The sequence below is a fragment of the Streptomyces clavifer genome (genome assembly GCF_036345975.1).
In the GTDB taxonomy this organism is placed as follows: domain Bacteria; phylum Actinomycetota; class Actinomycetes; order Streptomycetales; family Streptomycetaceae; genus Streptomyces; species Streptomyces clavifer.
Genome location: NZ_CP107793.1, coordinates 4,502,506 through 4,522,783, shown reverse-complemented (window position 1 = coordinate 4,522,783; position 20,278 = coordinate 4,502,506). Strand labels below are relative to the sequence as shown.

Annotated in this window: 34 protein-coding genes; 2 read left to right on the top strand and 32 right to left on the bottom strand. The window is 66.5% G+C overall.

Features of this window, described 5'->3' with window-relative positions; genetic code table 11:
• Nucleotides 1-124: 124 nt before the first annotated feature.
• From OG927_RS19885 to OG927_RS19740, 30 genes are all read right to left on the bottom strand, one after another.
• Nucleotides 125-1,147 carry a DNA-directed RNA polymerase subunit alpha gene (locus tag OG927_RS19885; RefSeq protein ID WP_003966937.1) on the bottom strand — a complete coding sequence of 341 codons (1,023 nt, stop codon included), beginning with the start codon at nt 1,145-1,147 and terminating at the stop codon, nt 125-127.
• Between the two features lie 136 nt (nt 1,148-1,283).
• Nucleotides 1,284-1,688 carry a 30S ribosomal protein S11 gene (gene rpsK / locus OG927_RS19880; protein ID WP_003956432.1) on the bottom strand — a complete coding sequence of 135 codons (405 nt, stop codon included), beginning with the start codon at nt 1,686-1,688 and terminating at the stop codon, nt 1,284-1,286.
• A 105-nt stretch (nt 1,689-1,793) separates the two neighbouring features.
• Entirely contained in the window at nt 1,794-2,174 is a 381-nt protein-coding gene (rpsM, locus tag OG927_RS19875; protein ID WP_014047799.1) for a 30S ribosomal protein S13, read from the bottom strand.
• Nucleotides 2,175-2,371: 197 nt separating this feature from the next.
• A complete protein-coding gene (gene rpmJ, locus OG927_RS19870; RefSeq protein WP_003956441.1) occupies nt 2,372-2,485 on the bottom strand; it encodes a 50S ribosomal protein L36 in 114 nt (37 codons plus the stop codon).
• A 61-nt stretch (nt 2,486-2,546) separates the two neighbouring features.
• Complete coding sequence (gene infA / locus OG927_RS19865; RefSeq protein ID WP_014047798.1) at nt 2,547-2,768, bottom strand: translation initiation factor IF-1; 222 nt, start codon at nt 2,766-2,768, stop codon at nt 2,547-2,549.
• A gap of 260 nt (nt 2,769-3,028) precedes the next feature.
• Nucleotides 3,029-3,865: a type I methionyl aminopeptidase gene (map, locus tag OG927_RS19860; protein ID WP_330320562.1), complete on the bottom strand. Its 837-nt coding sequence runs from the start codon at nt 3,863-3,865 to the stop codon at nt 3,029-3,031.
• Between the two features lie 122 nt (nt 3,866-3,987).
• On the bottom strand, nt 3,988-4,647 hold the full coding sequence (locus OG927_RS19855) for an adenylate kinase (protein ID WP_056796569.1): 660 nt from the start codon (nt 4,645-4,647) through the stop codon (nt 3,988-3,990).
• Nucleotides 4,647-5,966: a preprotein translocase subunit SecY gene (gene secY, locus OG927_RS19850; protein WP_056796571.1), complete on the bottom strand. Its 1,320-nt coding sequence runs from the start codon at nt 5,964-5,966 to the stop codon at nt 4,647-4,649. The genes OG927_RS19855 and secY overlap by 1 nt, the downstream gene beginning before the upstream one ends.
• A 222-nt stretch (nt 5,967-6,188) precedes the next feature.
• Nucleotides 6,189-6,644 carry a 50S ribosomal protein L15 gene (rplO, locus tag OG927_RS19845; RefSeq protein WP_056796574.1) on the bottom strand — a complete coding sequence of 152 codons (456 nt, stop codon included), beginning with the start codon at nt 6,642-6,644 and terminating at the stop codon, nt 6,189-6,191.
• Nucleotide 6,645: 1 nt separating this feature from the next.
• Nucleotides 6,646-6,828: a 50S ribosomal protein L30 gene (gene rpmD, locus OG927_RS19840; RefSeq protein ID WP_018550611.1), complete on the bottom strand. Its 183-nt coding sequence runs from the start codon at nt 6,826-6,828 to the stop codon at nt 6,646-6,648.
• Nucleotides 6,828-7,433 (bottom strand): 30S ribosomal protein S5, encoded by a 606-nt coding sequence (gene rpsE / locus OG927_RS19835; RefSeq protein ID WP_056796577.1) that lies wholly within the window; start codon nt 7,431-7,433, stop codon nt 6,828-6,830. Before rpsE ends, rpmD begins: the two co-directional genes overlap by 1 nt.
• Before the next feature lie 47 nt (nt 7,434-7,480).
• Nucleotides 7,481-7,864 carry a 50S ribosomal protein L18 gene (gene rplR / locus OG927_RS19830; RefSeq protein WP_056796580.1) on the bottom strand — a complete coding sequence of 128 codons (384 nt, stop codon included), beginning with the start codon at nt 7,862-7,864 and terminating at the stop codon, nt 7,481-7,483.
• 3 nt (nt 7,865-7,867) lie between these two features.
• Entirely contained in the window at nt 7,868-8,407 is a 540-nt protein-coding gene (gene rplF, locus OG927_RS19825; protein WP_056796584.1) for a 50S ribosomal protein L6, read from the bottom strand.
• A 21-nt stretch (nt 8,408-8,428) separates the two neighbouring features.
• Complete coding sequence (gene rpsH, locus OG927_RS19820; protein ID WP_014154584.1) at nt 8,429-8,827, bottom strand: 30S ribosomal protein S8; 399 nt, start codon at nt 8,825-8,827, stop codon at nt 8,429-8,431.
• A gap of 222 nt (nt 8,828-9,049) precedes the next feature.
• Complete coding sequence (locus tag OG927_RS19815) at nt 9,050-9,235, bottom strand: type Z 30S ribosomal protein S14 (protein WP_003948630.1); 186 nt, start codon at nt 9,233-9,235, stop codon at nt 9,050-9,052.
• Nucleotides 9,236-9,237: 2 nt separating this feature from the next.
• Nucleotides 9,238-9,795 (bottom strand): 50S ribosomal protein L5, encoded by a 558-nt coding sequence (rplE, locus tag OG927_RS19810; protein ID WP_014047789.1) that lies wholly within the window; start codon nt 9,793-9,795, stop codon nt 9,238-9,240.
• Nucleotides 9,795-10,118: a 50S ribosomal protein L24 gene (gene rplX, locus OG927_RS19805; protein WP_056796587.1), complete on the bottom strand. Its 324-nt coding sequence runs from the start codon at nt 10,116-10,118 to the stop codon at nt 9,795-9,797. The genes rplE and rplX overlap by 1 nt, the downstream gene beginning before the upstream one ends.
• 2 nt (nt 10,119-10,120) lie before the next feature.
• Nucleotides 10,121-10,489: a 50S ribosomal protein L14 gene (gene rplN / locus OG927_RS19800; RefSeq protein WP_003966950.1), complete on the bottom strand. Its 369-nt coding sequence runs from the start codon at nt 10,487-10,489 to the stop codon at nt 10,121-10,123.
• Nucleotides 10,490-10,589: 100 nt separating this feature from the next.
• A complete protein-coding gene (gene rpsQ, locus OG927_RS19795) occupies nt 10,590-10,874 on the bottom strand; it encodes a 30S ribosomal protein S17 (RefSeq protein WP_031096375.1) in 285 nt (94 codons plus the stop codon).
• Nucleotides 10,874-11,098 carry a 50S ribosomal protein L29 gene (rpmC, locus tag OG927_RS19790; protein ID WP_033297602.1) on the bottom strand — a complete coding sequence of 75 codons (225 nt, stop codon included), beginning with the start codon at nt 11,096-11,098 and terminating at the stop codon, nt 10,874-10,876. Before rpmC ends, rpsQ begins: the two co-directional genes overlap by 1 nt.
• The gene (rplP, locus tag OG927_RS19785; RefSeq protein WP_014047785.1) at nt 11,098-11,517 is read right to left on the bottom strand and encodes a 50S ribosomal protein L16; all 420 of its coding nucleotides are present in this window, start codon (nt 11,515-11,517) and stop codon (nt 11,098-11,100) included. Before rplP ends, rpmC begins: the two co-directional genes overlap by 1 nt.
• A gap of 5 nt (nt 11,518-11,522) precedes the next feature.
• Entirely contained in the window at nt 11,523-12,359 is an 837-nt protein-coding gene (gene rpsC, locus OG927_RS19780; protein ID WP_014047784.1) for a 30S ribosomal protein S3, read from the bottom strand.
• Nucleotides 12,359-12,706: a 50S ribosomal protein L22 gene (rplV, locus tag OG927_RS19775; RefSeq protein ID WP_026290933.1), complete on the bottom strand. Its 348-nt coding sequence runs from the start codon at nt 12,704-12,706 to the stop codon at nt 12,359-12,361. Before rplV ends, rpsC begins: the two co-directional genes overlap by 1 nt.
• Nucleotides 12,707-12,749: 43 nt before the next feature.
• On the bottom strand, nt 12,750-13,031 hold the full coding sequence (gene rpsS / locus OG927_RS19770) for a 30S ribosomal protein S19 (RefSeq protein ID WP_023539342.1): 282 nt from the start codon (nt 13,029-13,031) through the stop codon (nt 12,750-12,752).
• A 12-nt stretch (nt 13,032-13,043) separates the two neighbouring features.
• A complete protein-coding gene (gene rplB / locus OG927_RS19765; RefSeq protein ID WP_056796589.1) occupies nt 13,044-13,880 on the bottom strand; it encodes a 50S ribosomal protein L2 in 837 nt (278 codons plus the stop codon).
• A gap of 38 nt (nt 13,881-13,918) precedes the next feature.
• Entirely contained in the window at nt 13,919-14,257 is a 339-nt protein-coding gene (gene rplW, locus OG927_RS19760; protein WP_031096361.1) for a 50S ribosomal protein L23, read from the bottom strand.
• Nucleotides 14,257-14,907, bottom strand: a complete 651-nt coding sequence (gene rplD, locus OG927_RS19755; RefSeq protein WP_056796592.1) for a 50S ribosomal protein L4 — start codon at nt 14,905-14,907, stop codon at nt 14,257-14,259. Before rplD ends, rplW begins: the two co-directional genes overlap by 1 nt.
• A gap of 4 nt (nt 14,908-14,911) precedes the next feature.
• Nucleotides 14,912-15,556: a 50S ribosomal protein L3 gene (gene rplC, locus OG927_RS19750; RefSeq protein ID WP_056796596.1), complete on the bottom strand. Its 645-nt coding sequence runs from the start codon at nt 15,554-15,556 to the stop codon at nt 14,912-14,914.
• 14 nt (nt 15,557-15,570) lie between these two features.
• Nucleotides 15,571-15,879: a 30S ribosomal protein S10 gene (gene rpsJ, locus OG927_RS19745; protein ID WP_003948644.1), complete on the bottom strand. Its 309-nt coding sequence runs from the start codon at nt 15,877-15,879 to the stop codon at nt 15,571-15,573.
• Between the two features lie 452 nt (nt 15,880-16,331).
• Entirely contained in the window at nt 16,332-16,790 is a 459-nt protein-coding gene (locus OG927_RS19740) for a MarR family winged helix-turn-helix transcriptional regulator (RefSeq protein WP_124281385.1), read from the bottom strand.
• Between the two features lie 182 nt (nt 16,791-16,972).
• Between OG927_RS19740 and OG927_RS19735 the strand changes: the two genes are divergently transcribed.
• The gene (locus tag OG927_RS19735; RefSeq protein WP_056797734.1) at nt 16,973-17,944 is read left to right on the top strand and encodes an alpha/beta hydrolase; all 972 of its coding nucleotides are present in this window, start codon (nt 16,973-16,975) and stop codon (nt 17,942-17,944) included.
• A 98-nt stretch (nt 17,945-18,042) separates the two neighbouring features.
• A complete protein-coding gene (locus OG927_RS19730) occupies nt 18,043-18,909 on the top strand; it encodes an RpnC/YadD family protein (RefSeq protein ID WP_330320561.1) in 867 nt (288 codons plus the stop codon).
• A gap of 210 nt (nt 18,910-19,119) precedes the next feature.
• Here the strand turns inward: OG927_RS19730 and OG927_RS19725 are convergent, their stop codons facing one another.
• Both OG927_RS19725 and OG927_RS19720 read right to left on the bottom strand, forming a co-directional pair.
• Nucleotides 19,120-19,326: a DUF397 domain-containing protein gene (locus tag OG927_RS19725; RefSeq protein WP_209469903.1), complete on the bottom strand. Its 207-nt coding sequence runs from the start codon at nt 19,324-19,326 to the stop codon at nt 19,120-19,122.
• Nucleotides 19,323-20,207: a helix-turn-helix domain-containing protein gene (locus tag OG927_RS19720; RefSeq protein ID WP_209469904.1), complete on the bottom strand. Its 885-nt coding sequence runs from the start codon at nt 20,205-20,207 to the stop codon at nt 19,323-19,325. Before OG927_RS19720 ends, OG927_RS19725 begins: the two co-directional genes overlap by 4 nt.
• Nucleotides 20,208-20,278 lie beyond the last annotated feature (71 nt).

Below are 20,278 nucleotides of genomic sequence, written 5' to 3'. Positions count from 1 at the left end.
CGTGGGCCGTCCGCACCCGAATGCGGGCCTCAGCCCGTATTCAAGCCCGTCCGGCGATTGAGGACGAAGCCCTCGCCCGGCCCGGGGCACCCGTCAAGGACAGGCACCCCGAGCCGGAGGCGACTCAGTACTGCTCGGTCTCCACGAAACCGGCGTCCGCGTCGTCGTCGGCGCCGAAGGCGTCGGCCGCGGCCGTCGGGTCGAATCCGGGCGGGCTGTCCTTGAGCGCCAGGCCCATGCCGGCCAGCTTCGCCTTGACCTCGTCGATCGACTTCGCACCGAAGTTGCGGATGTCGAGCAGGTCGGCCTCGGAGCGGGCCACGAGCTCACCCACGGAGTGGATGCCCTCGCGCTTGAGGCAGTTGTACGAACGGACCGTGAGCTCGAGCTCCTCGATCGGCAGGGCCAGATCGGCGGCGAGCGCGGCGTCCGTCGGCGACGGGCCCATGTCGATGCCCTCGGCGTCGATGTTGAGCTCGCGCGCCAGACCGAACAGCTCGACCAGGGTCTTACCGGCCGACGCCATGGCGTCACGGGGACGCATGGCCTGCTTGGTCTCGACGTCGACGATCAGCTTGTCGAAGTCGGTGCGCTGCTCGACACGGGTCGCCTCGACCTTGTACGTGACCTTGAGCACCGGGGAGTAGATGGAGTCGACCGGGATCCGGCCGATCTCCTGGCCCACCTGCTTGTTCTGGACGGCGGAGACGTAGCCGCGACCGCGCTCGACGGTCAGCTCCATCTCCAGCTTGCCCTTGCCGTTCAGCGTGGCCAGGACCAGGTCCGGGTTGTGGACCTCGACACCGGCCGGCGGGGCGATGTCAGCAGCGGTGACCAGGCCGGGACCCTGCTTGCGCAGGTACATCACGACCGGCTCGTCGTGCTCCGAGGAGACGACCAGCTGCTTGATGTTGAGGATGAGGTCGGTGACGTCCTCCTTGACGCCCGGCACGGTGGTGAACTCGTGCAGGACACCGTCGATCCGGATGCTGGTGACAGCTGCACCGGGGATCGAGGAGAGGAGCGTGCGGCGCAGGGAGTTGCCGAGGGTGTAACCGAAGCCCGGCTCGAGCGGCTCGATCACGAACCGGGAGCGGAACTCGTCGACGACCTCTTCGGTCAGCGACGGACGCTGAGCGATAAGCATGTGGTGATCCTTCAGTCGTGGGCACCCACTATTTGATGCCCGACAGATAAAACAAGGGTACGGGCGGCACGCCCCCGAAGGGACATACCGCCCGGACCCACGCTACTGACGCACGGCCGTCACCGGCCGTGACGGATCAGACGCGGCGACGCTTCGGCGGACGGCAGCCGTTGTGCGGCGTCGGGGTGACGTCCTGGATCGAACCGACCTCGAGGCCCGTGGCCTGGAGGGAACGGATCGCGGTCTCGCGGCCGGAGCCGGGACCCTTCACGAAGACGTCGACCTTGCGCATGCCGTGCTCCTGCGCGCGGCGGGCGGCCGACTCGGCGGCCATCTGCGCGGCGAAGGGGGTGGACTTGCGCGAGCCCTTGAAGCCGACGTGGCCGGCGGAGGCCCAGGAGATCACGTTGCCCGAGGGGTCCGTGATCGAGACGATGGTGTTGTTGAACGTGCTCTTGATGTGGGCGTGCCCATGAGCGACGTTCTTCTTTTCCTTGCGACGCACCTTCTTGGCTGCGCCCTGACGACCCTTGGGGGGCATGTCTTTACTCCAGATGGAGAGGGGAGGTGATCGGTCCTACAGCGAAGACCGCTGGTTGCTGCGAACGTCCGGTGGCCCGGACACCCGCAGTGCGTCCGCTGAGGACTACTTCTTGCCCGGCTTCTTCTTACCGGCGATGGCGCGACGCGGGCCCTTGCGGGTACGCGCGTTCGTGCTGGTGCGCTGACCGTGGACCGGCAGACCGCGACGGTGCCGGATGCCCTGGTAGCAGCCGATCTCGATCTTGCGGCGGATGTCGCCCTGGATCTCGCGGCGAAGGTCACCCTCGGTGCGGAGGTTGGCGTCCACGTACTCGCGGATCTTGACCAGGTCCTCTTCGGCCAGGTCACGAACGCGGGTGTTGGGGTTCACGCCGGTGGTGGCGAGGATCTCCTTGGACCGGGTACGCCCGATGCCGAAGACGTAGGTGAGGGCAACCTCCACGCGCTTTTCGCGCGGGATGTCAACACCTGAAACGCGTGCCATTCAATGGCTCCAGTTGTCATTTCGGGGGTCTTCCGCAGTACCACTCCCGAACGCCGACCCCGCCCGTATGGGAAGAGGTGGTACGCCCGGGTCCCCGGCCCCCGCCGGAGGTGTCGTCAGCCGAAGCGTGGACGGGCACTGCGTATGTACGTTTACGTGCGTCGCGCGAAGAACTGCGAGATGCAGGTGGTCGTGCGTCAGCCCTGGCGCTGCTTGTGGCGCAGGTTGTCGCAGATGACCATGACCCGACCGTGACGGCGGATCACCTTGCACTTGTCGCAGATCTTCTTGACGCTCGGCTTGACCTTCATGGGATGTCAGGTTCTCCGGGTCAGTGCCCACACCGCGCCGAAGCGACGGTGGCGGCAAGATCTACTTGTACCGGTAGACGATCCGGCCACGCGTCAGGTCGTACGGAGACAGCTCCACCACGACCCGGTCATCCGGGAGGATACGGATGTAGTGCATCCGCATCTTGCCGCTGATGTGCGCGAGGACCTTGTGACCGTTCTGGAGCTCCACCCGGAACATCGCGTTCGGGAGGGACTCGATCACGGTGCCCTCAATTTCGATGGCACCTTGCTTCTTGGCCACGCTTCGCCTTTCGAATCGGCTACCTTGATCGACTCCGGCCGCCGCATGTGGACACACGGATGCACGAGAGCCGACGAGTCAGTCTACGTCAGCCGACCCCAAAAGACGAATCCGTCAAGTTTGCCCACTCGAGCTGATCCTTAGACACCTGTGGGCCGTACAGTCCTGGCGCTTCCGGCGCCGGGGACAGCCGGAACGCCCCGGGGCGGCCCACCGGACGCCGTCCGCGGGGCCGCCCCGGGCCGGTGAGGGTGCGGGCCTCAGCCCAGCGGGTCCGGCGCCGTCTCCACGCCGTACTGCGCGAGCTTCGCACGCCCGCAGTCCGGAGCGGTCAGGACCAGCGGCCCCTGCTCCGTGAGCGCGATCGAGTGCTCCCAGTGCGAGGACCGGGATCCGTCCGTCGTCAGGACCGTCCACTCGTCGTCGAGGACCTTCGTCTGCGCCGTACCCAGCGAGACCATCGGCTCGATCGCCAGGCAGACGCCCGGGACGAGCTTGATGCCCTTGCCGCGCTTGCGGGAGACGTAGTTCAGCAGGTGCGGGTCCATGTGCATCTCGGTGCCGATGCCGTGGCCGCCGTAGTCCTCGATGATCCCGTACTTGCCGGTGGCCGGCCGGGGCTGGCGGCGGATGTAGGACTCGATGGCCTTGGAGATGTCGACGAGCCGGTTGTTCACCTTCATCGCGGCGATCCCGGCCCACATGGACTCCTCGGTCACCCGGGAGAGCTCGACCAGCTCCGGGGCGTGACCGGTGCCCACGAAGGCGGTGTACGCCGCGTCGCCGTGCCACCCGTCGATGATCGCGCCGGCGTCGATCGAGATGATGTCGCCGTCCTTCAGGACCGTCTTCTCGTCGGGGATGCCGTGGACGACGACCTCGTTGACCGACGTGCAGATCGTCGCCGGGAATCCGCCGTAGCCCAGGAAGTTCGACTTGGCGCCGTGATCGGCGATCACCTTGCGCGCGACCTCGTCCAGGTCCCTCGTCGTGGCTCCGGGCACGGCCGCCTCGCGCGTGGCCGCGTGAATGGCAGCGACCACCAGGCCCGCCTCGCGCATCTTCGCGATCTGCTCGGGGGTCTTGATCTGCACCATTGCTCGGCGCCTCTCTGCGTACGAAGGGGAACGGTTGGAGCCGTACTCCACGATACGGCGCAAACAGTCGGCCGCGGCGCCCTGAGGCGCCGCGGCCGGCTGCAGTGGTGGAACAGGAGGGCTCAGCCCTCGTCGGAGCTCTTGAGAGCCTCCATGGCCCGCTCGGTCACGTCCGTGACCTTGCCGAGCGCGGAGATCGTCACCACCAGGCCCTGGGCCCGGTAGTAGTCGATGATCGGCTCGGTCTGCGTGTGGTAGACCTCGAGCCGCGTGCGCACGGTCTCTTCGCTGTCGTCGTCGCGCTGGTACAGCTCGCCGCCGCAGGCGTCGCAGACGCCCTCGGTCTCCGGCGGGTTGTACGTCACGTGGAACACGTGCGCGCTGTCGTTGCGGCAGATGCGGCGGCCCGCGATGCGCTTGACCACCTCGTCCTCGGGGACCTCCAGGTCGAGAACCGCGTCCAGCTTGAGGCTCGCGCTCCGGAGCATCTCGTCCAGCGCCTCGGCCTGGCCCACGTTGCGCGGAAAGCCGTCCAGCAGGAAGCCGTTGACGGCGTCCGGCTGAGCCATGCGGTCCTTGGCCATTCCGATGGTGACTTCGTCCGGCACCAGCTGTCCCGCGTCCATGTAGGCGCGGGCCTGCTTGCCAAGGTCCGTGCCCTGGCTGATGTTGGCGCGGAAGAGGTCGCCCGTGGAGATGTGCGGAATCGAGAGATTCTTGGCAAGGTACGCAGCCTGCGTTCCCTTGCCGGCACCGGGCGGCCCGACGAGGACGATTCGCATCAGCGGAGGAACCCTTCGTAATTGCGCTGCTGGAGCTGACTCTCGATCTGCTTCACGGTTTCCAGACCCACACCCACGATGATCAGGATGCTCGTCCCGCCGAAGGGGAAGTTCTGGTTCGCGCCGCCGAAGCCTGCCAACGCCATCGTCGGCACCAGAGCGATCAGACCCAGGTACAGCGATCCCGGCCAAGTGATCCTGTTGAGCACGTAGCTCAGGTACTCAGCGGTAGGTCGACCAGCCCGGATACCCGGGATGAAGCCACCATACTTCTTCATGTTGTCGGCGACTTCCTCGGGGTTGAACGAAATCGCCACATAGAAGAAGGCGAAGAAGACGATCAACAGGAAGTACGTCGCGATGTAGTACGGGTGGTCGCCCTTGACGAAGTGGTCCTGGATCCAGGTCGCCCAGCCCGCCTGGGAATTGGAGAACTGGACGATCAGAGCCGGGATGTAGAGCAGCGAAGAAGCGAAGATGACGGGGATCACACCCGCCTGGTTCACCTTCAGCGGGATGTACGTGGACGTACCGCCGTAGGACCGCCGGCCGATCATCCGCTTCGCGTACTGCACCGGGACACGGCGCTGGGCCTGCTCGACGAAGACGACGAGGGCGACCATCACGAAGCCGATGAGGATGACCGTGATGAACTCGATCCAGCCGTCGGCGAGCTTGCCGCTCTCCTTGATCGCCCAGAGGGCGCCCGGGAAGCTGGCTGCGATCGAGATGAACATGAGGATCGACATGCCGTTGCCGATGCCCTTGTCGGTGACGAGCTCACCGAGCCACATGACGGCGGCCGTTCCCGCGGTCATGGTGATGACCATGACGACGGTCGTGAAGATCGACTGGTTCGGCACGATCTGGTCGGCGACGGGGCAGCCGCTGAACAGCGCCCCGCTGCGGGCGGTTGCCACCAGGCCGGTGCCCTGCAGGATGGCCAGCGCCACGGTCAGATAACGCGTGTACTGCGTGATCTTGGCCGTGCCCGACTGCCCCTCCTTCTTGAGGGCTTCGAGACGGGGGATGACGACGGTCAGCAGCTGAAGAATGATGCTGGCCGTGATGTAGGGCATGATTCCGAGCGCGAAGATCGTGATCTGCAGCAGTGCACCACCGCTGAACATGTTCACCAGACCGAACAGGCTGTTGTTGCCCTTGCTGGCCTGATCAACACAAATCTGGACGTTCTCATAGCTCACCCCCGGAACGGGAATGTGCGCCCCGAGACGGTAGAGCACGATGATGCCGAGCGTGAAGAGCAGCTTCTTGCGCAGGTCGGGCGTCTTGAACGCCCGGGCGAACGCGGTGAGCACGGTGCCTCCTGCGACCCCCGCGCAATGCGTAGAGGTGACGGTCTTGAGGATCGACGATTACGTAACGGTCAAAGGATCCCGGGCGTTTGCCCAGGACTTACCACAGCAAGTGGACGCCACCTTACCGGCGGACATGCCCCCCTAGGAACGACCAACCGGGGATGCCCCATATGAGAGGCATCCCCGGTCGGATGTTCAGACCACCGACTTGTCCGTGTTGTCTCAGACGAGTTCGGTGACGGTGCCGCCGGCAGCGGCGATCTTCTCCTTGGCGGAGCCGGAGACGGCGTCAACCGAAACCTGCAGTGCCACGGAGATCTCGCCCTGTCCGAGGACCTTGACGAGGTGGTTGTTGCGCACAGCGCCCTTGGCGACCAGGTCGGCCACCGTGACCTCTCCACCCTCGGGGTAGAGCGTCGCGAGCTTGTCCAGGTTCACGACCTGGAACTCGGTGCGGAACGGGTTCTTGAAGCCCTTGAGCTTCGGGAGACGCATGTGGAGGGGCATCTGGCCACCCTCGAAGCGCTCCGGAACCTGGTAACGAGCCTTCGTACCCTTGGTACCACGGCCTGCCGTCTTACCCTTGGACGCCTCACCACGACCCACACGGGTCTTGGCGGTCTTGGCGCCCGGGGCAGGCCGGAGGTTGTGGGCCTTCAGCGGGTTGTTCTCCGCCATGTCAGTCAACCTCCTCAACCGTCACGAGGTGGCGGACGGTGTGAACCATTCCGCGGAACTCGGGGCGGTCCTCCTTGACAACTACGTCGTGCAGGCGCTTGAGCCCGAGCGAACGCAGGGTGTCGCGGTGGTTCTGCTTGCTGCCGATGTACGACTTCGTCTGCGTGATCTTGAGGCGAGCCATTACGCACCCGCTCCCGCACGTGCACGAAGCAGAGCCGCGGGGGCGACGTCCTCGAGGGGCAGACCACGGCGAGCCGCGATCTCCTCGGGACGCTGCAGGCCCTGAAGGGCCGCCACGGTCGCGTGCACGATGTTGATCGGGTTCGAAGAACCGAGCGACTTCGACAGGATGTCGTGAACGCCGGCGCACTCCAGAACGGCGCGCACCGGGCCACCCGCGATCACACCGGTACCGGGGGAAGCGGGCTTGAGCAGAACGACGCCCGCAGCCTTCTCGCCCTGGATCGGGTGAGGGATGGTGCCCTGGATACGCGGAACCTTGAAGAAGCTCTTCTTGGCCTCTTCAACGCCCTTGGCGATGGCCGCGGGAACTTCCTTGGCCTTGCCGTATCCGACACCGACGGTGCCGTCACCATCGCCCACCACGACCAGCGCGGTGAAGCTGAAGCGACGACCACCCTTCACAACCTTGGCGACGCGGTTGATCGCGACGACGCGCTCGACGTACGCGGTCTTCTCGGCGGCGCTGGCGCCACCGTCACGGCCCTTCCGGTCCCGCCGCTCGCCGCCACCGGCACCGCTTCCGCGGCGCTGGGGTCCAGCCATTGGATTTACCTCTCTCTGTTACGTCCGCTGTGCGTAGGAACCGGGGCTTAGAACTTCAGCCCGGCTTCACGGGCGGCGTCAGCCAGAGCGGCAATCCGCCCGGCGTACCTGTTACCACCGCGGTCAAACACGACGGTCTCGACGCCTGCGGCCTTGGCGCGCTCGGCGACCAGGGCCCCGACCTGCTTGGCCAGGGTGCTCTTGTCACCCTCGCCACCACGGATGGAGACGTCCAGGGTCGACGCCGACGCGAGCGTGTGGCCCGCGATGTCGTCGATGACCTGAGCGACCATGTGGCGGTTGGAACGCGTCACAACCAGGCGCGGCCGCTCCGGCGAACCGGAGATGTGCTTGCGGACGCGGATGTGGCGGCGCTTGAGGGCGGCACGCTTGTAGGCGTCACCCTTGGCGATCTTTACACCGTATGCCATGGCTTACTTACCCGCCTTTCCGACCTTGCGGCGGATAACCTCGCCGGCGTACTTGACGCCCTTGGCCTTGTACGGGTCGGGCTTCCGCAGCTTGCGGATCTTCGCGGAGACCTCGCCGACCTTCTGCTTGTCGATGCCCTCGACACTGAACTTCGTGGGCGACTCGACCTTGAAGGTGATGCCATCCGGAGCCTCGATGAGGATCGGGTGGCTGTAGCCCAGGGCGAACTCCAGGTTGGAGCCCTTCGCCTGGACCCGGTAACCGACACCGCTGATCTCGAGCGCCTTGCTGTATCCCGCGGTCACGCCGGTGATCATGTTCGCCACCAGCGTGCGGGACAGGCCGTGAAGGGCCTTGTTCTGACGCTCGTCGTTAGGGCGGACGACGTTGAGCACGCCGTCCTCACCCTTGGTGACCTCGATCGGCGCGGCAACGGTGTGCGAGAGGGTGCCCTTGGGGCCCTTCACCGCGACCGTGCGGCCATCGATGGTGACGTCCACACCGGCGGGAACCTGGATGGGGAGCTTGCCGATTCGCGACATGAGCTATTCCTCCGTTCCCGACTACCAGACGTAGGCGAGGACTTCCCCACCTACGCCCTTCTTGCTGGCCTGCTGGCCGGTCAGGAGACCGTGGGACGTGGAGATGATCGCCACGCCCAGGCCGCCGAGAACCTTCGGCAGATTGGTGGACTTTGCGTATACACGCAGACCCGGCTTCGAAATGCGCTTGATGCCGGCAATCGAACGCTCGCGGTTCGGCCCGAACTTCAGCTCGAGAACGAGGCTCTTGCCGACCTCGGCGTCCTCGACCTTCCAGCCGGTGATGAAGCCCTCCTGCTGGAGGATCTCCGCGATGTGCGACTTGATCTTGCTGTGCGGCATTGCGACATCGTCGTGATACGCCGAGTTCGCGTTACGCAGACGCGTGAGCATGTCTGCGATGGGATCAGTCATGGTCATGAGTTGGCCTTCGGCCTCTCTCGCCGGGGTTTCCTGTATGCGCCATCCCTCTCCCCACTCAGTGGCGGGACGGGTGCGGTGCGGGGACCTACGGCGTAGTAAGTCGGTCAGGGCGGCAGGCGCCCAACCCTTCAAGCCTACGGCATGAAGAGAGGGGCTCCTGCCGACCAGATACTTACCGAGAGCTTTCTGGTCCTCCCTGCCCCGAGGGGCGAAGGAGAATTACCAGGAGCTCTTGGTCACGCCCGGCAGCTCGCCACGGTGAGCCATCTCACGAAGGCACACGCGGCACAGGCCGAACTTGCGGTAGACGGAGTGGGGCCGGCCGCAGCGCTGGCAGCGGGTGTACCCGCGAACGCCGAACTTCGGCTTACGGGCGGCCTTAGCGATCAGAGCCTTCTTCGCCACGGTCAGTTCTCCTTGAACGGGAAGCCGAGGTGACGAAGCAGGGCACGACCCTCGTCGTCGTTGGTCGCCGTGGTGACCACGGTGATGTCCATGCCCCGGACCCGGTCGATCTTGTCCTGGTCGATCTCGTGGAACATGACCTGCTCCGTGAGACCGAAGGTGTAGTTGCCACGGCCGTCGAACTGCTTCGGCGACAGGCCGCGGAAGTCACGGATACGCGGAAGCGCGAGCGACAGCGTACGGTCCAGGAACTCCCACATGCGGTCACCACGAAGGGTGACGTGGCAGCCGATCGGCTGCCCCTCACGCAGCTTGAACTGCGCGATCGACTTGCGGGCCTTGGTCACGGCCGGCTTCTGGCCCGTGATCGTGGTGAGGTCCCTGACGGCACCGTCGATCAGCTTGGAGTCGCGGGCGGCGTCGCCCACACCCATGTTGACCACGATCTTGACCAGACCGGGAACCTGCATGACGTTCTCGTAAGAGAACTCCTCACGCAGCTTGCCGGCGATTTCCTCGCGGTAGCGCGTCTTGAGACGCGGCGCAGTGGTGGTCGTCATCAGATGTCCTCACCGGTCCGCTTGGCAACGCGGATCTTCTTGCCCTCGTCGTCAAAGCGGTAGCCGACGCGGGTGACGACCTTGTTGCCGTCCTTCTCCACGACCAGCTGAACGTTGCTGACGTGAATCGGGGCCTCGGTGGTGACAATGCCACCCGTCTGCGAGCCGCGAGCCGTCTGACCGGCCTTGGTGTGCTTCTTGACCCGGTTGACACCCTCGACGAGAACACGGTCCTGCGTGGGGTAGGCCACAATGACCTTGCCCTGCTTGCCCTTGTCCTTACCGGTGATGACCTGAACCAGGTCGCCCTTCTTGATCTTCATGCTTACAGCACCTCCGGCGCGAGCGAGATGATCTTCATGAACTTCTTCTCGCGCAGCTCTCGGCCCACCGGGCCGAAGATACGGGTGCCGCGGGGGTCGCCGTCGTTCTTGAGAATGACAGCGGCGTTCTCGTCGAAGCGGATGTACGAGCCATCCTGACGACGACGCTCCTTGACGGTGCGAACGATGACGGCCTTGACGACGTCACCCTTCTTCACGTTGCCACCGGGGATCGCGTCCTTGACGGTGGCGACGATGACGTCACCGATACCCGCGTAGCGGCGACCCGAGCCACCGAGAACACGGATGGTGAGAATTTCCTTCGCACCCGTGTTGTCGGCGACGCGCAGTCGCGACTCCTGCTGGATCACGTCTATCTCCTGATCGTCTGCCGGTTCCCGGCGGGGACTCCGGTGAAGGAGTCCCCGCCGAGCCTGGCGGAACTTTCCTGAGGGGAGACCCCCTCAGGGATTACTTGGCCTTCTCGAGGATCTCGACGATGCGCCAGCGCTTCGTGGCGGACAGCGGACGCGTCTCCATGATGATGACGCGGTCGCCGACGCCTGCAGCGTTCTGCTCGTCGTGGGCCTTGAGCTTGTTCGTACGGCGGATGACCTTGCCGTACAGCGCGTGCTTCACGCGGTCCTCGACAGCGACGACGACGGTCTTGTCCATCTTGTCGCTGACGACGAGACCCTCACGGGTCTTGCGGAAACCGCGGTCGGTGTTGGTCTCAGTCACAGTCTTCTCGCTCATCAGACGCTCTCCACCGTCTCGATGCCCAGCTCGCGCTCGCGCATCAGGGTGTAGATCCGGGCGATGTCCTTACGGACGGACTTGAGCCGACCGTGGTTCTCGAGCTGTCCGGTCGCCGCCTGGAAGCGGAGGTTGAACAGCTCTTCCTTGGCCTCGCGGAGCTTGTTGAGGAGCTCCTCGCCGCCCAGCTCGCGCAGCTCGGACGCCTTGGTACCGGCCGACATCACGACTCACCTGCCTCGCGCCGAACGATCCGGCACTTCATCGGAAGCTTGTGAGCAGCGCGGGTGAGCGCCTCACGAGCAATCTTCTCGTTCGGGTAGGACAGCTCGAACATCACCCGACCGGGCTTGACGTTCGCGATCCACCACTCGGGAGAACCCTTACCGGAACCCATGCGGGTCTCGGCAGGCTTCTTCGTCAGGGGGCGGTCCGGGTAGATGTTGATCCAGACCTTGCCGCCACGCTTGATGTGGCGGGTCATCGCGATACGAGCTGCCTCGATCTGGCGGTTCGTCACGTACGCCGGGGTCAGCGCCTGGATGCCGTACTCGCCGAACGCAACCTGCGTGCCACCCTTGGACATACCGCTGCGCTTCGGGTGGTGCTGCTTGCGGTGCTTGACCCTACGGGGGATCAGCATTTCGGTCAGGCCTCCGTTCCGGTGCTCTCAGCCGGAGCAGCGGCGGCGGGAGCGTCGGCCTTGGGGGCCTCCGCTGCCGGCGCGGACTGCTGCGGCTTGCGGCCGCGACCGCCACGCTCGCCACCACGGCCACCGCGGCCGGCCGGGCGGTCAGCGCCGCCACGAGCCGGACGGTTACCGGCGCGGGCCGCGGCGTTCTCGGCGCGAACCTCGGCGATGTTCTTGACGTCGCCCTTGTAGATCCAGACCTTCACGCCGATGCGGCCGAAGGTCGTCTTGGCCTCGAAGAAGCCGTAGTCGACGTTCGCACGGAGCGTGTGCAGGGGCACGCGGCCCTCGCGGTAGAACTCCGAGCGGGACATCTCGGCGCCGCCGAGGCGGCCACCGCACTGGATCTTGATGCCCTTGGCGCCGGCCTTCATCGTGCTCTGCATGCTCTTACGCATGGCACGACGGAAGGAGACGCGGGAGGAGAGCTGCTCGGCGACGGCCTGGGCCACCAGCTGAGCGTCGACCTCGGGGTTCTTGACCTCGAGGATGTTCAGCTGGACCTGCTTGCCGGTCAGCTTCTCCAGCTCGCCACGGATGCGGTCGGCCTCGGCGCCGCGGCGGCCGATGACGATGCCCGGGCGGGCGGTGTGGATGTCGACACGGACGCGGTCGCGGGTGCGCTCGATCTCAACCTTCGAGATGCCGGCACGCTCCATGCCCTTCGTCATCATGCGACGAATGGCAACGTCTTCCTTGACGTAGTCCTTGTACAGCTTGTCGGCGTACCAACGGGACTTGAAGTCCGTGGTAATGCCGAGCCGGAACCCATGCGGGTTAACCTTCTGGCCCATTACCGGGTTCCTTCCTTGCTGCTGACGACCACGGTGATGTGGCTGGTCCGCTTACGGATCCGGTAGGCACGGCCCTGAGCACGCGGACGGAACCGCTTCAGGGTCGGGCCCTCGTCCACGTACGCCTCGCTGATGACCAGCGAAGAGGCGTCAGGGTGGTCGTAGTTGTGTGCAGCGTTGGCGATGGCGCTGTCAAGCACCTTGCCAACCGGCACGCTCGCGGCCTGCGGGGCGAAACGCAGGACCGCCTGAGCCTCCGTGGCATCCATGCCACGGATGAGGTCCACCACTCGGCGGGCCTTCATGGGCGTGACGCGGATGTACCGCGCCTGGGCCCTGGCTTCCATGGTTGTCCCTTCGGTGTGAGTCATAGTCGTTTCCACCCCGCGCTTAGCGGCGCTTCGACTTCCGGTCGTCCTTGACGTGGCCGCGGAAGGTGCGAGTCGGCGAGAACTCGCCGAGCTTGTGGCCGACCATCGACTCGGTGACGAACACCGGGACGTGGATCTTGCCGTTGTGCACCGCGATGGTGTGACCCAGCATGGCCGGGATGATCATCGAGCGACGGGACCAGGTCTTGATGACGTTCTTGGTGCCTGCCTCGTTCTGTACGTCCACCTTCTTGATGAGGTGGCCGTCGACGAAGGGCCCCTTCTTGAGACTGCGCGGCATCTAAACCCGCTCCTAGCGCTTCTTGTTCGTCTTGCGGCGGCGGACGATGTACTTGCTCGATGCCTTCTTCGGCGAGCGAGTACGACCCTCCTTCTGACCCCACGGCGAGACCGGGTGACGTCCACCGGAGGTCTTGCCTTCACCACCACCGTGCGGGTGGTCAACCGGGTTCATCGCGACACCGCGGACGGTCGGGCGAACGCCCTTCCAGCGCATACGGCCGGCCTTGCCCCAGTTGATGTTCGACTGCTCGGCGTTGCCGACCTCACCGATGGTGGCGCGGCAACGGGCGTCGACCAGCCGGATCTCTCCGGAAGGCATACGAAGGTGGGCCATCGTGCCCTCCTTCGCCAGCAGCTGCACGGAGGCACCCGCGGAACGGGCGAACTTCGCGCCGCCGCCGGGCCGCAGCTCGATGGCGTGGATGGTCGTACCGACCGGGATGTTACGCAGCGCCAGGTTGTTGCCGGGCTTGATGTCTGCGGTCGGACCGTTCTCGACGCGGTCACCCTGCGACAGACCACGGGGGGCGACGATGTAACGCTTCTCGCCGTCCGCGTAGTGCAGCAGCGCGATGCGCGCGGTGCGGTTCGGGTCGTACTCGATGTGCGCGACCTTGGCCGGCACGCCGTCCTTGTCGTGACGACGGAAGTCGATCACGCGGTAGGCGCGCTTGTGGCCACCACCCTGGTGGCGAACGGTCACACGACCGGCGTTGTTACGGCCGCCCTTGCTGTGCAGGGGGCGGACCAGCGACTTCTCCGGCGTGGACCGCGTGATCTCGACAAAGTCGGCGACGCTGGAGCCACGACGGCCCGGGGTCGTCGGCTTGTACTTGCGGATACCCATTTCTCAGTCCTCGTCCGATTCCGGACGACTCGACTCCGTTAGGAGGTCGGGCCGCCGAAGATGTCGATACGGTCGCCCTCGGCGAGGGTCACGATGGCGCGCTTCGTGTCAGCGCGCTTGCCGAAGCCGGTCTTGGTCCGCTTGCGCTTGCCCTGCCGGTTGATCGTGTTGACCCCGGTGACCTTGACCGAGAAGACCGCTTCCACGGCCTGCTTGATCTGGGTCTTGTTGGAGCCGGGCGCGACGATGAACGTGTACTTGTTCTCGTCGAGCAGCGCGTAGCTCTTCTCGGACACGACCGGCTTGACGAGAACGTCACGCGGGTCCGAGTAGGTCTTGCTCGTGATGGTCGAGCTGGTAACGGTCGCCTCGCTCATCAGGCGTCGCTCCCTTCGGTCTCAGCGGTCTGGGGGCCAGACACGAAGGACTCGAAAGCGGCCTGGGTGAAGACCACGTCGTCAGAGACGATCACGTCGTACGTGTTCAGCTGGCCCGGCTCCAGGATGTGCACCTGGGGCAGGTTGCGTGCGGACAGCCACGCGGCCTCGTCGGCGCGGTCGACGACCAGGAGCAGGTTGCTGCGCTCCGAGATCTTGCCGAACAGCGTCTTGGCGGCCTTCGTGGAAACTCCACCCTCGACCACGCCGGTGACGACGTGGATGCGGGAGTGACGCGCCCGGTCGGAGAGGGCACCGCGCAGGGCGGCGGCCTTCATCTTCTTCGGGGTGCGCTGCGAGTAGTCGCGCGGCTTGGGGCCGTGGACGACGCCACCGCCCGCGAACTGCGGCGCGCGGGTCGAACCCTGGCGGGCGCGGCCGGTGCCCTTCTGGCGGTAAGGCTTGCGGCCACCACCGCGGACTTCACCGCGGCGCTTGGTCGAGTGCGTGCCCTGACGGGCAGCTGCCAGCTGTGCGACAACGACCTGGTGGATCAGCGGAACGCTGGTCTTCGCGTCGAAGATCTCCGCGGGGAGCTCGACGGTACCGGCCTTGTCGCCTGCCGGCGAAAGGATGTCAATGGTGCTCATTACCTCAAGCCCCCTTGGCCGCGGTACGGACCAGGACGAGGCCGCCGTTCGGACCGGGGACTGCGCCCTTGATGAGGAGCAGACCCTTCTCCGCGTCAACCGCGTGGATGGTCAGGTTCTGGGTGGTGACGCGCTCGTTGCCCATCCGGCCGGCCATGCGCATGCCCTTGAAGACACGCCCAGGGGTGGCGCAGCCACCGATCGAACCGGGGGAACGGTGCTTGCGCTGGACGCCGTGGCCGGCGCCGAGGCCCTTGAAGTTGTGACGCTTCATGACACCGGCGAAGCCCTTGCCCTTGCTCTTGCCCGTGACGTCAACCTTGACGCCGGACTCGAACACCTCGGCAGTGACCTCCTGGCCCAGCGTGTACTCGCTGGCGTCAGGGGTGCGGAGCTCCACCATGTGGCGGCGCGGGGTCACGTCGGCCTTGGCGAAGTGACCCTTGAGGGGCTTGTTCACCTTGCGCGGGTCGATCTCGCCGAAGGCGATCTGGACCGACTCGTAGCCGTCGCTGTCGTTCGTACGGACCTGCGTCACGACGCACGGCCCGGCCTTGACGACGGTCACCGGGACGACCCGGTTGTTCTCGTCCCAGACCTGGGTCATGCCGAGCTTCTCGCCCAGGACGCCCTTGATGTTCTTGCTCATCTCGGCCCGTCCCCTCAGAGCTTGATCTCGATGTCGACGCCCGCCGGGAGGTCGAGGCGCATCAGCGAGTCAACCGTCTTCGGCGTGGGGTCGAGAATGTCGATGAGGCGCTTGTGCGTGCGCATCTCGAAGTGCTCGCGAGAGTCCTTGTACTTGTGCGGCGACTTGATGACGCAGTACACGTTCTTCTCAGTGGGCAGCGGCACCGGGCCCGCGACCGACGCACCAGTGCGCGTCACCGTCTCGACGATCTTCTTCGCCGAGGAATCGATGACCTCGTGGTCGTAGGCCTTGAGCCGGATGCGGATCTTCTGTCCCGCCATGGCTACTAGTAGTCCTGTCTCTCATAACGCTCTGGAACCCGGGAGTTCTCGTAACTCCACCTCCGACCCACGCGGTCGGGCGTGTCGCATCCCCTCTACGAAAATCTCCCGAAGGAAATCCCAACCAAGGGGGTGCGGGCCGAAACCGCGCTGCCGGGGGTGAAACCCCACCGGGCGCCTGGTCAGTACCCCACTGACGCTTCCCGGAAGATTCCCGTACTTCCGGCCCGCATGGGGCCGACGAGTACTGTGGGACTCGCTTCCGGTCCTCCCGGCGGGAGGCGCGCAGCATTGACACTCAACCGAGCAACCTGGCTAGTGTGCCATACGGTGCGTGAGCCTGGCCAATCGGGCGCAGGATCCTACCCCCCGCGAGGGAACGGTCAAACGCAGGCGCGTTTCGGAGTCCTTCACGTCCGGCGGCGCTTCCACCCGCCCCGGCCGCGCACCGGTCAGCCGCGGGTGACGTTCTCCGTCAGCAGACGGAGCAACTGCTTGGCGGTGGCATCCTGTTCGGGCGTCAGCCCCATGGCGTCGCCGATGGCCAGAGGCACCGCGCGCGCCCGCTCCCGCAGGTCCACCCCGGCCCCGGTGAGGCGTACCGCCACCGAGCGCTCGTCGTCCGCACGCCGCTCCCTGCGCACCAGGCCGTTCGCCTCCAGGCGCTTCAGCAGCGGCGAGAGCGTGCTCGACTCCAGCTGCAGCGCCGCACCCAGGTCCCGCACGGAGACGGCGTCCCGCTCCCACAGCACCAGCATCACCAGGTACTGCGGGTAGGTCAGGCCCAGCTCGTCGAGCAGGGGGCGGTAGCGCGCCGTCACCGCACGCGAGGCGGCGTAGAGGGCGAAGCAGAGCTGGTCCCGCAGCTGGAGCGAGCCCTCGGCGGGCGGGGTGTTCGCGGCGGTCTCCATGGGGCTGACTCCTCACTGCGGTCGACGGCGAGCCGTGGGGCGCCGGCGGAGCGCCCAGTGTACTTCTTCGGGTACCCGCGATGACATCGCACTCGATTAAGTTGTGCACGACTAAGTCGAGCGCTATGGTTCAGCTCGTGTCCACCACTCCGGTGGACGTCCCGTCCCCCGAGGAGTCCGTCGTGTCCGAGCAGACCACCCCCCGACCTGTCGTACTGGAACCGGCGGCGGCCGCCTTCGCCGAGGCCACCGCGAACCCGCCCTACCTGTTCGACCTCGGCCCGGTCGAGGGCCGCAAGACCGTGGACGAGGTGCAGTCCGGTCCCGTCGAGGCACCCGAGGTCACACAGGAGTGGGTCACGGTCGAGGGCGGCCCGACCGGATCCGTCCGGGCCCGCATCACCCGGCCCGCCGGCGCCGACGGGCCGCTCCCCGTCGTGCTGTACGTCCACGGGGCCGGCTGGGTCTTCGGCAACGCGCACACCCACGACCGCCTCGTGCGCGAGCTGGCCGTCGGAGCGGGGGCCGCCGTCGTCTTCCCGGAGTACGACCTGTCCCCCGAGGCCCGCTACCCCGTGGCCGTCGAGCAGAGCTACGCGGTCGCCCGCTGGGTCACCACCGAGGGCGCAGCCCACCGGCTCGACCCCGCGCGGCTGGCTGTGGCCGGCGACTCCGTCGGCGGGAACATGGCGACGGTCCTGACCCTGCTCGCCAAGGAGCGCGGCGACGTCGCCTTCGCCCACCAGGTGCTCTTCTACCCGGTGACCGACGCCGCCTTCGACACCCCCTCGTACCACGAGTTCGCCGAGGGCTACTTCCTGCGCCGCGACGCGATGCAGTGGTTCTGGGACCAGTACACGACCGACGAGAAGCAGCGCGCCGAGATCACCGCATCGCCGCTGCGCGCCACCGTCGACCAGCTCACCGGCCTGCCCCCGGCCCTCGTCATCACGGGTGAGGCCGATGTCCTGCGCGACGAGGGCGAGGCCTACGCGGCCAAGCTCCGCGAGGCGGGGGTCGCGGTGACCGCCGTCCGCTACCAGGGCGTCATCCACGACTTCGTGATGCTCAACGCCCTGCGCGGGACCCATGCCGCCGAGGCCGCCATCGCCCAGGCCGTCGCCACGCTGCGCACGGCCCTCGCCTCCGACTGAGCCGAAGATCGCACGAAGGTGCGACCTGATCACTGCATCGAGTGAGCCGAATCGCCCTTGGCATATTCCAGGGGCGATTCGGCTCTAGCGTCCGGAGCATGGTCAATTCATCGCACGAGGCGATGCACCGGATCTTCCAGGAAGACCCAGGCATCTTCACCAGGACGTTCAGAACCCTGGGCATCCCGTTCCCGGACCCCGTCGCCGTGTCGCTCCTCCCGACGGATCTCACCGAGACGAAGCCGCTGGAGCGGCGGGTCGACACCCTCTTACGGGTGGACACGGCCGACGGCGACGGGTACCTGCTCGCCGTCGAGGCCCAGGTGAGGAAGGACCCGGCCAAGCACAGCAGTTGGACCTACTACCTGGCACACCTGAACGCCAAGTACGGCATCGGCCCGGTCCTGCTCGTCGTCTGCCAGGACGAGTCGACCGCACGCTGGGCCGCACGGCCCATTCGCATCGGCCCCCCGCAGTGGCCCTCCCTGACCGTTCGGCCCCTGGTCCTCGGCCCGCACAACGTGCCGGCGGTCACCGATCCCTCCGCGGCGGCACGCGACGTCCCGCTCGCCGCGTTCTCGGCGATCACACATGGTAAGGATCCGAATGCGCCTGCCATACTCAAAGCCCTGGCCGCCGCACTGAAGACCGTCGACGAAGAGACCGCGGTCATCTTCGGCGAACTCACCGAACTCGGCCTGGGAAAGACCCCGGCCGCCCAGATCTGGAGGGACCTCATGGCCGTCGACCTCTCATTCTTCCGCTCGGAGACCTCGCAGCGGTTGCGCGCCGAGGGGAAGGCCGAGGGCCTGGCCGAAGCCGTGGTGAGGATTCTGGAACGGCGCGGCGTGCCCGTCGGCCAGGACATCAGCGACCGCGTCAGCAGCTGCACCGACACGGACGTGCTCGACCAGTGGCTGGCCCGGGCGCTCTCGGTGACCGAGGCCGAGGACCTGTTCACCTGACCACTTCTCCGGCCGGTGGTCGCATCGCGGTGGACTCGCTCCATGGCTTGATCCGCCGGCCGGGCTCGTCACCGCGCGGAAGTCGCCCTCCAGGCCCGTCCGACTCGGCAGGCCACCCCCGAAAGCCAGGGTCGCACCGCACGCCCGACGCACAGAGGTCCTGGTCCGCCCGCAGACGCACCAGGACCTCTGCCGCTCCTGCCGGTGGGGTCAGCCGCCGGCCGTGTACGTCACGAAGTCCGCCCATGCGTCGGACGTGAAGCCGATCTGCGGGCCCGGCACGTTCTTGGAATCGCGCACCTGCACCGCACCTGGAGCAGCCGCGACCTCGACGCAGTCGGGTCCGTCGTTGCTGCTGTAGCTGCTCTTGCACCAGGTCGGCGTGAAGTCTTCTCCGCCAGTGGACTTGAGGCTCATGTCTCTCCTCGCACTTTCTCGATGAAGGCCAGTGACTCACGCGGTGTGAGCGCTTGGGCCCGGATCATTCCATACCGCATCTCAAGGATCTGGACCTCCCTGGGATCGGAGATCAGACGGCTGGTGAGCTGCGCTTCCGAGTAGCCCACCGTCGTGCCGTCCTTGATCTTCAGCACACGGAGCTCCCCGGCCATCCCGGCGTGTTCCTCGCGGTCCGTCGGCATCACCTGGATCTCCACGTGCCGCAACCGGCCGCTCTCCAACAGCCGTTCGATCTGGCGTCGCAGTACCATCCTGCCGCCGATCGGGCGTCGAAGCGTCACTTCTTCCAGGACGAAGGTGAGCAGCGGGGCAGGCCGCCGGCCGAAGATCTCCTGCCTGGCCATGCGAGCGGCCACATGGCCGTCGATCTCGTCCTCCCCGTATGCCGGACGCCGCATGGCGAACAGTGCTCGCGCGTACTCCTCTGTCTGCAGCAGGCCATGCATGTTGTGGTTGCTGTACGCGCCCAGTTCGACCGCGTCGTCCTCCAACCGCGCCAGATCCCGCACCTTCTTCGGGTACCGGGCCTCCGCCACGTCCCCCCGCATCGCCGCGATCTTGCCGCCCGCCTCCAGCACCCGGTCCGCGTTGTCCAGGAACTCGGGCTTCGGGGCACGTCTGCCACGCTCGACGCAGGAGACCATCTCCTCGCTGTACCCGATGGCGGCACCCAGCTCCGCCTGCCTCAGACCGGCGGACTCGCGCCACAGCTTGATCTGCCGGCCGACCGCCTTCATCACCGCCCCGGAGTCGTCCTCCAGGTCCGTGTCCCAGCGCGAGCCGTCCGCGCCGTCCGTCGTGCGGTCCGCGTGTCCCGCGCCGCCACCGCCCACGCCCATGCGTGCCCACCTCCGTCGTGCTCGTGTCCAACGGCGCCCGTGCTCGGCACGTCACGGCGTACGGGCCGGAC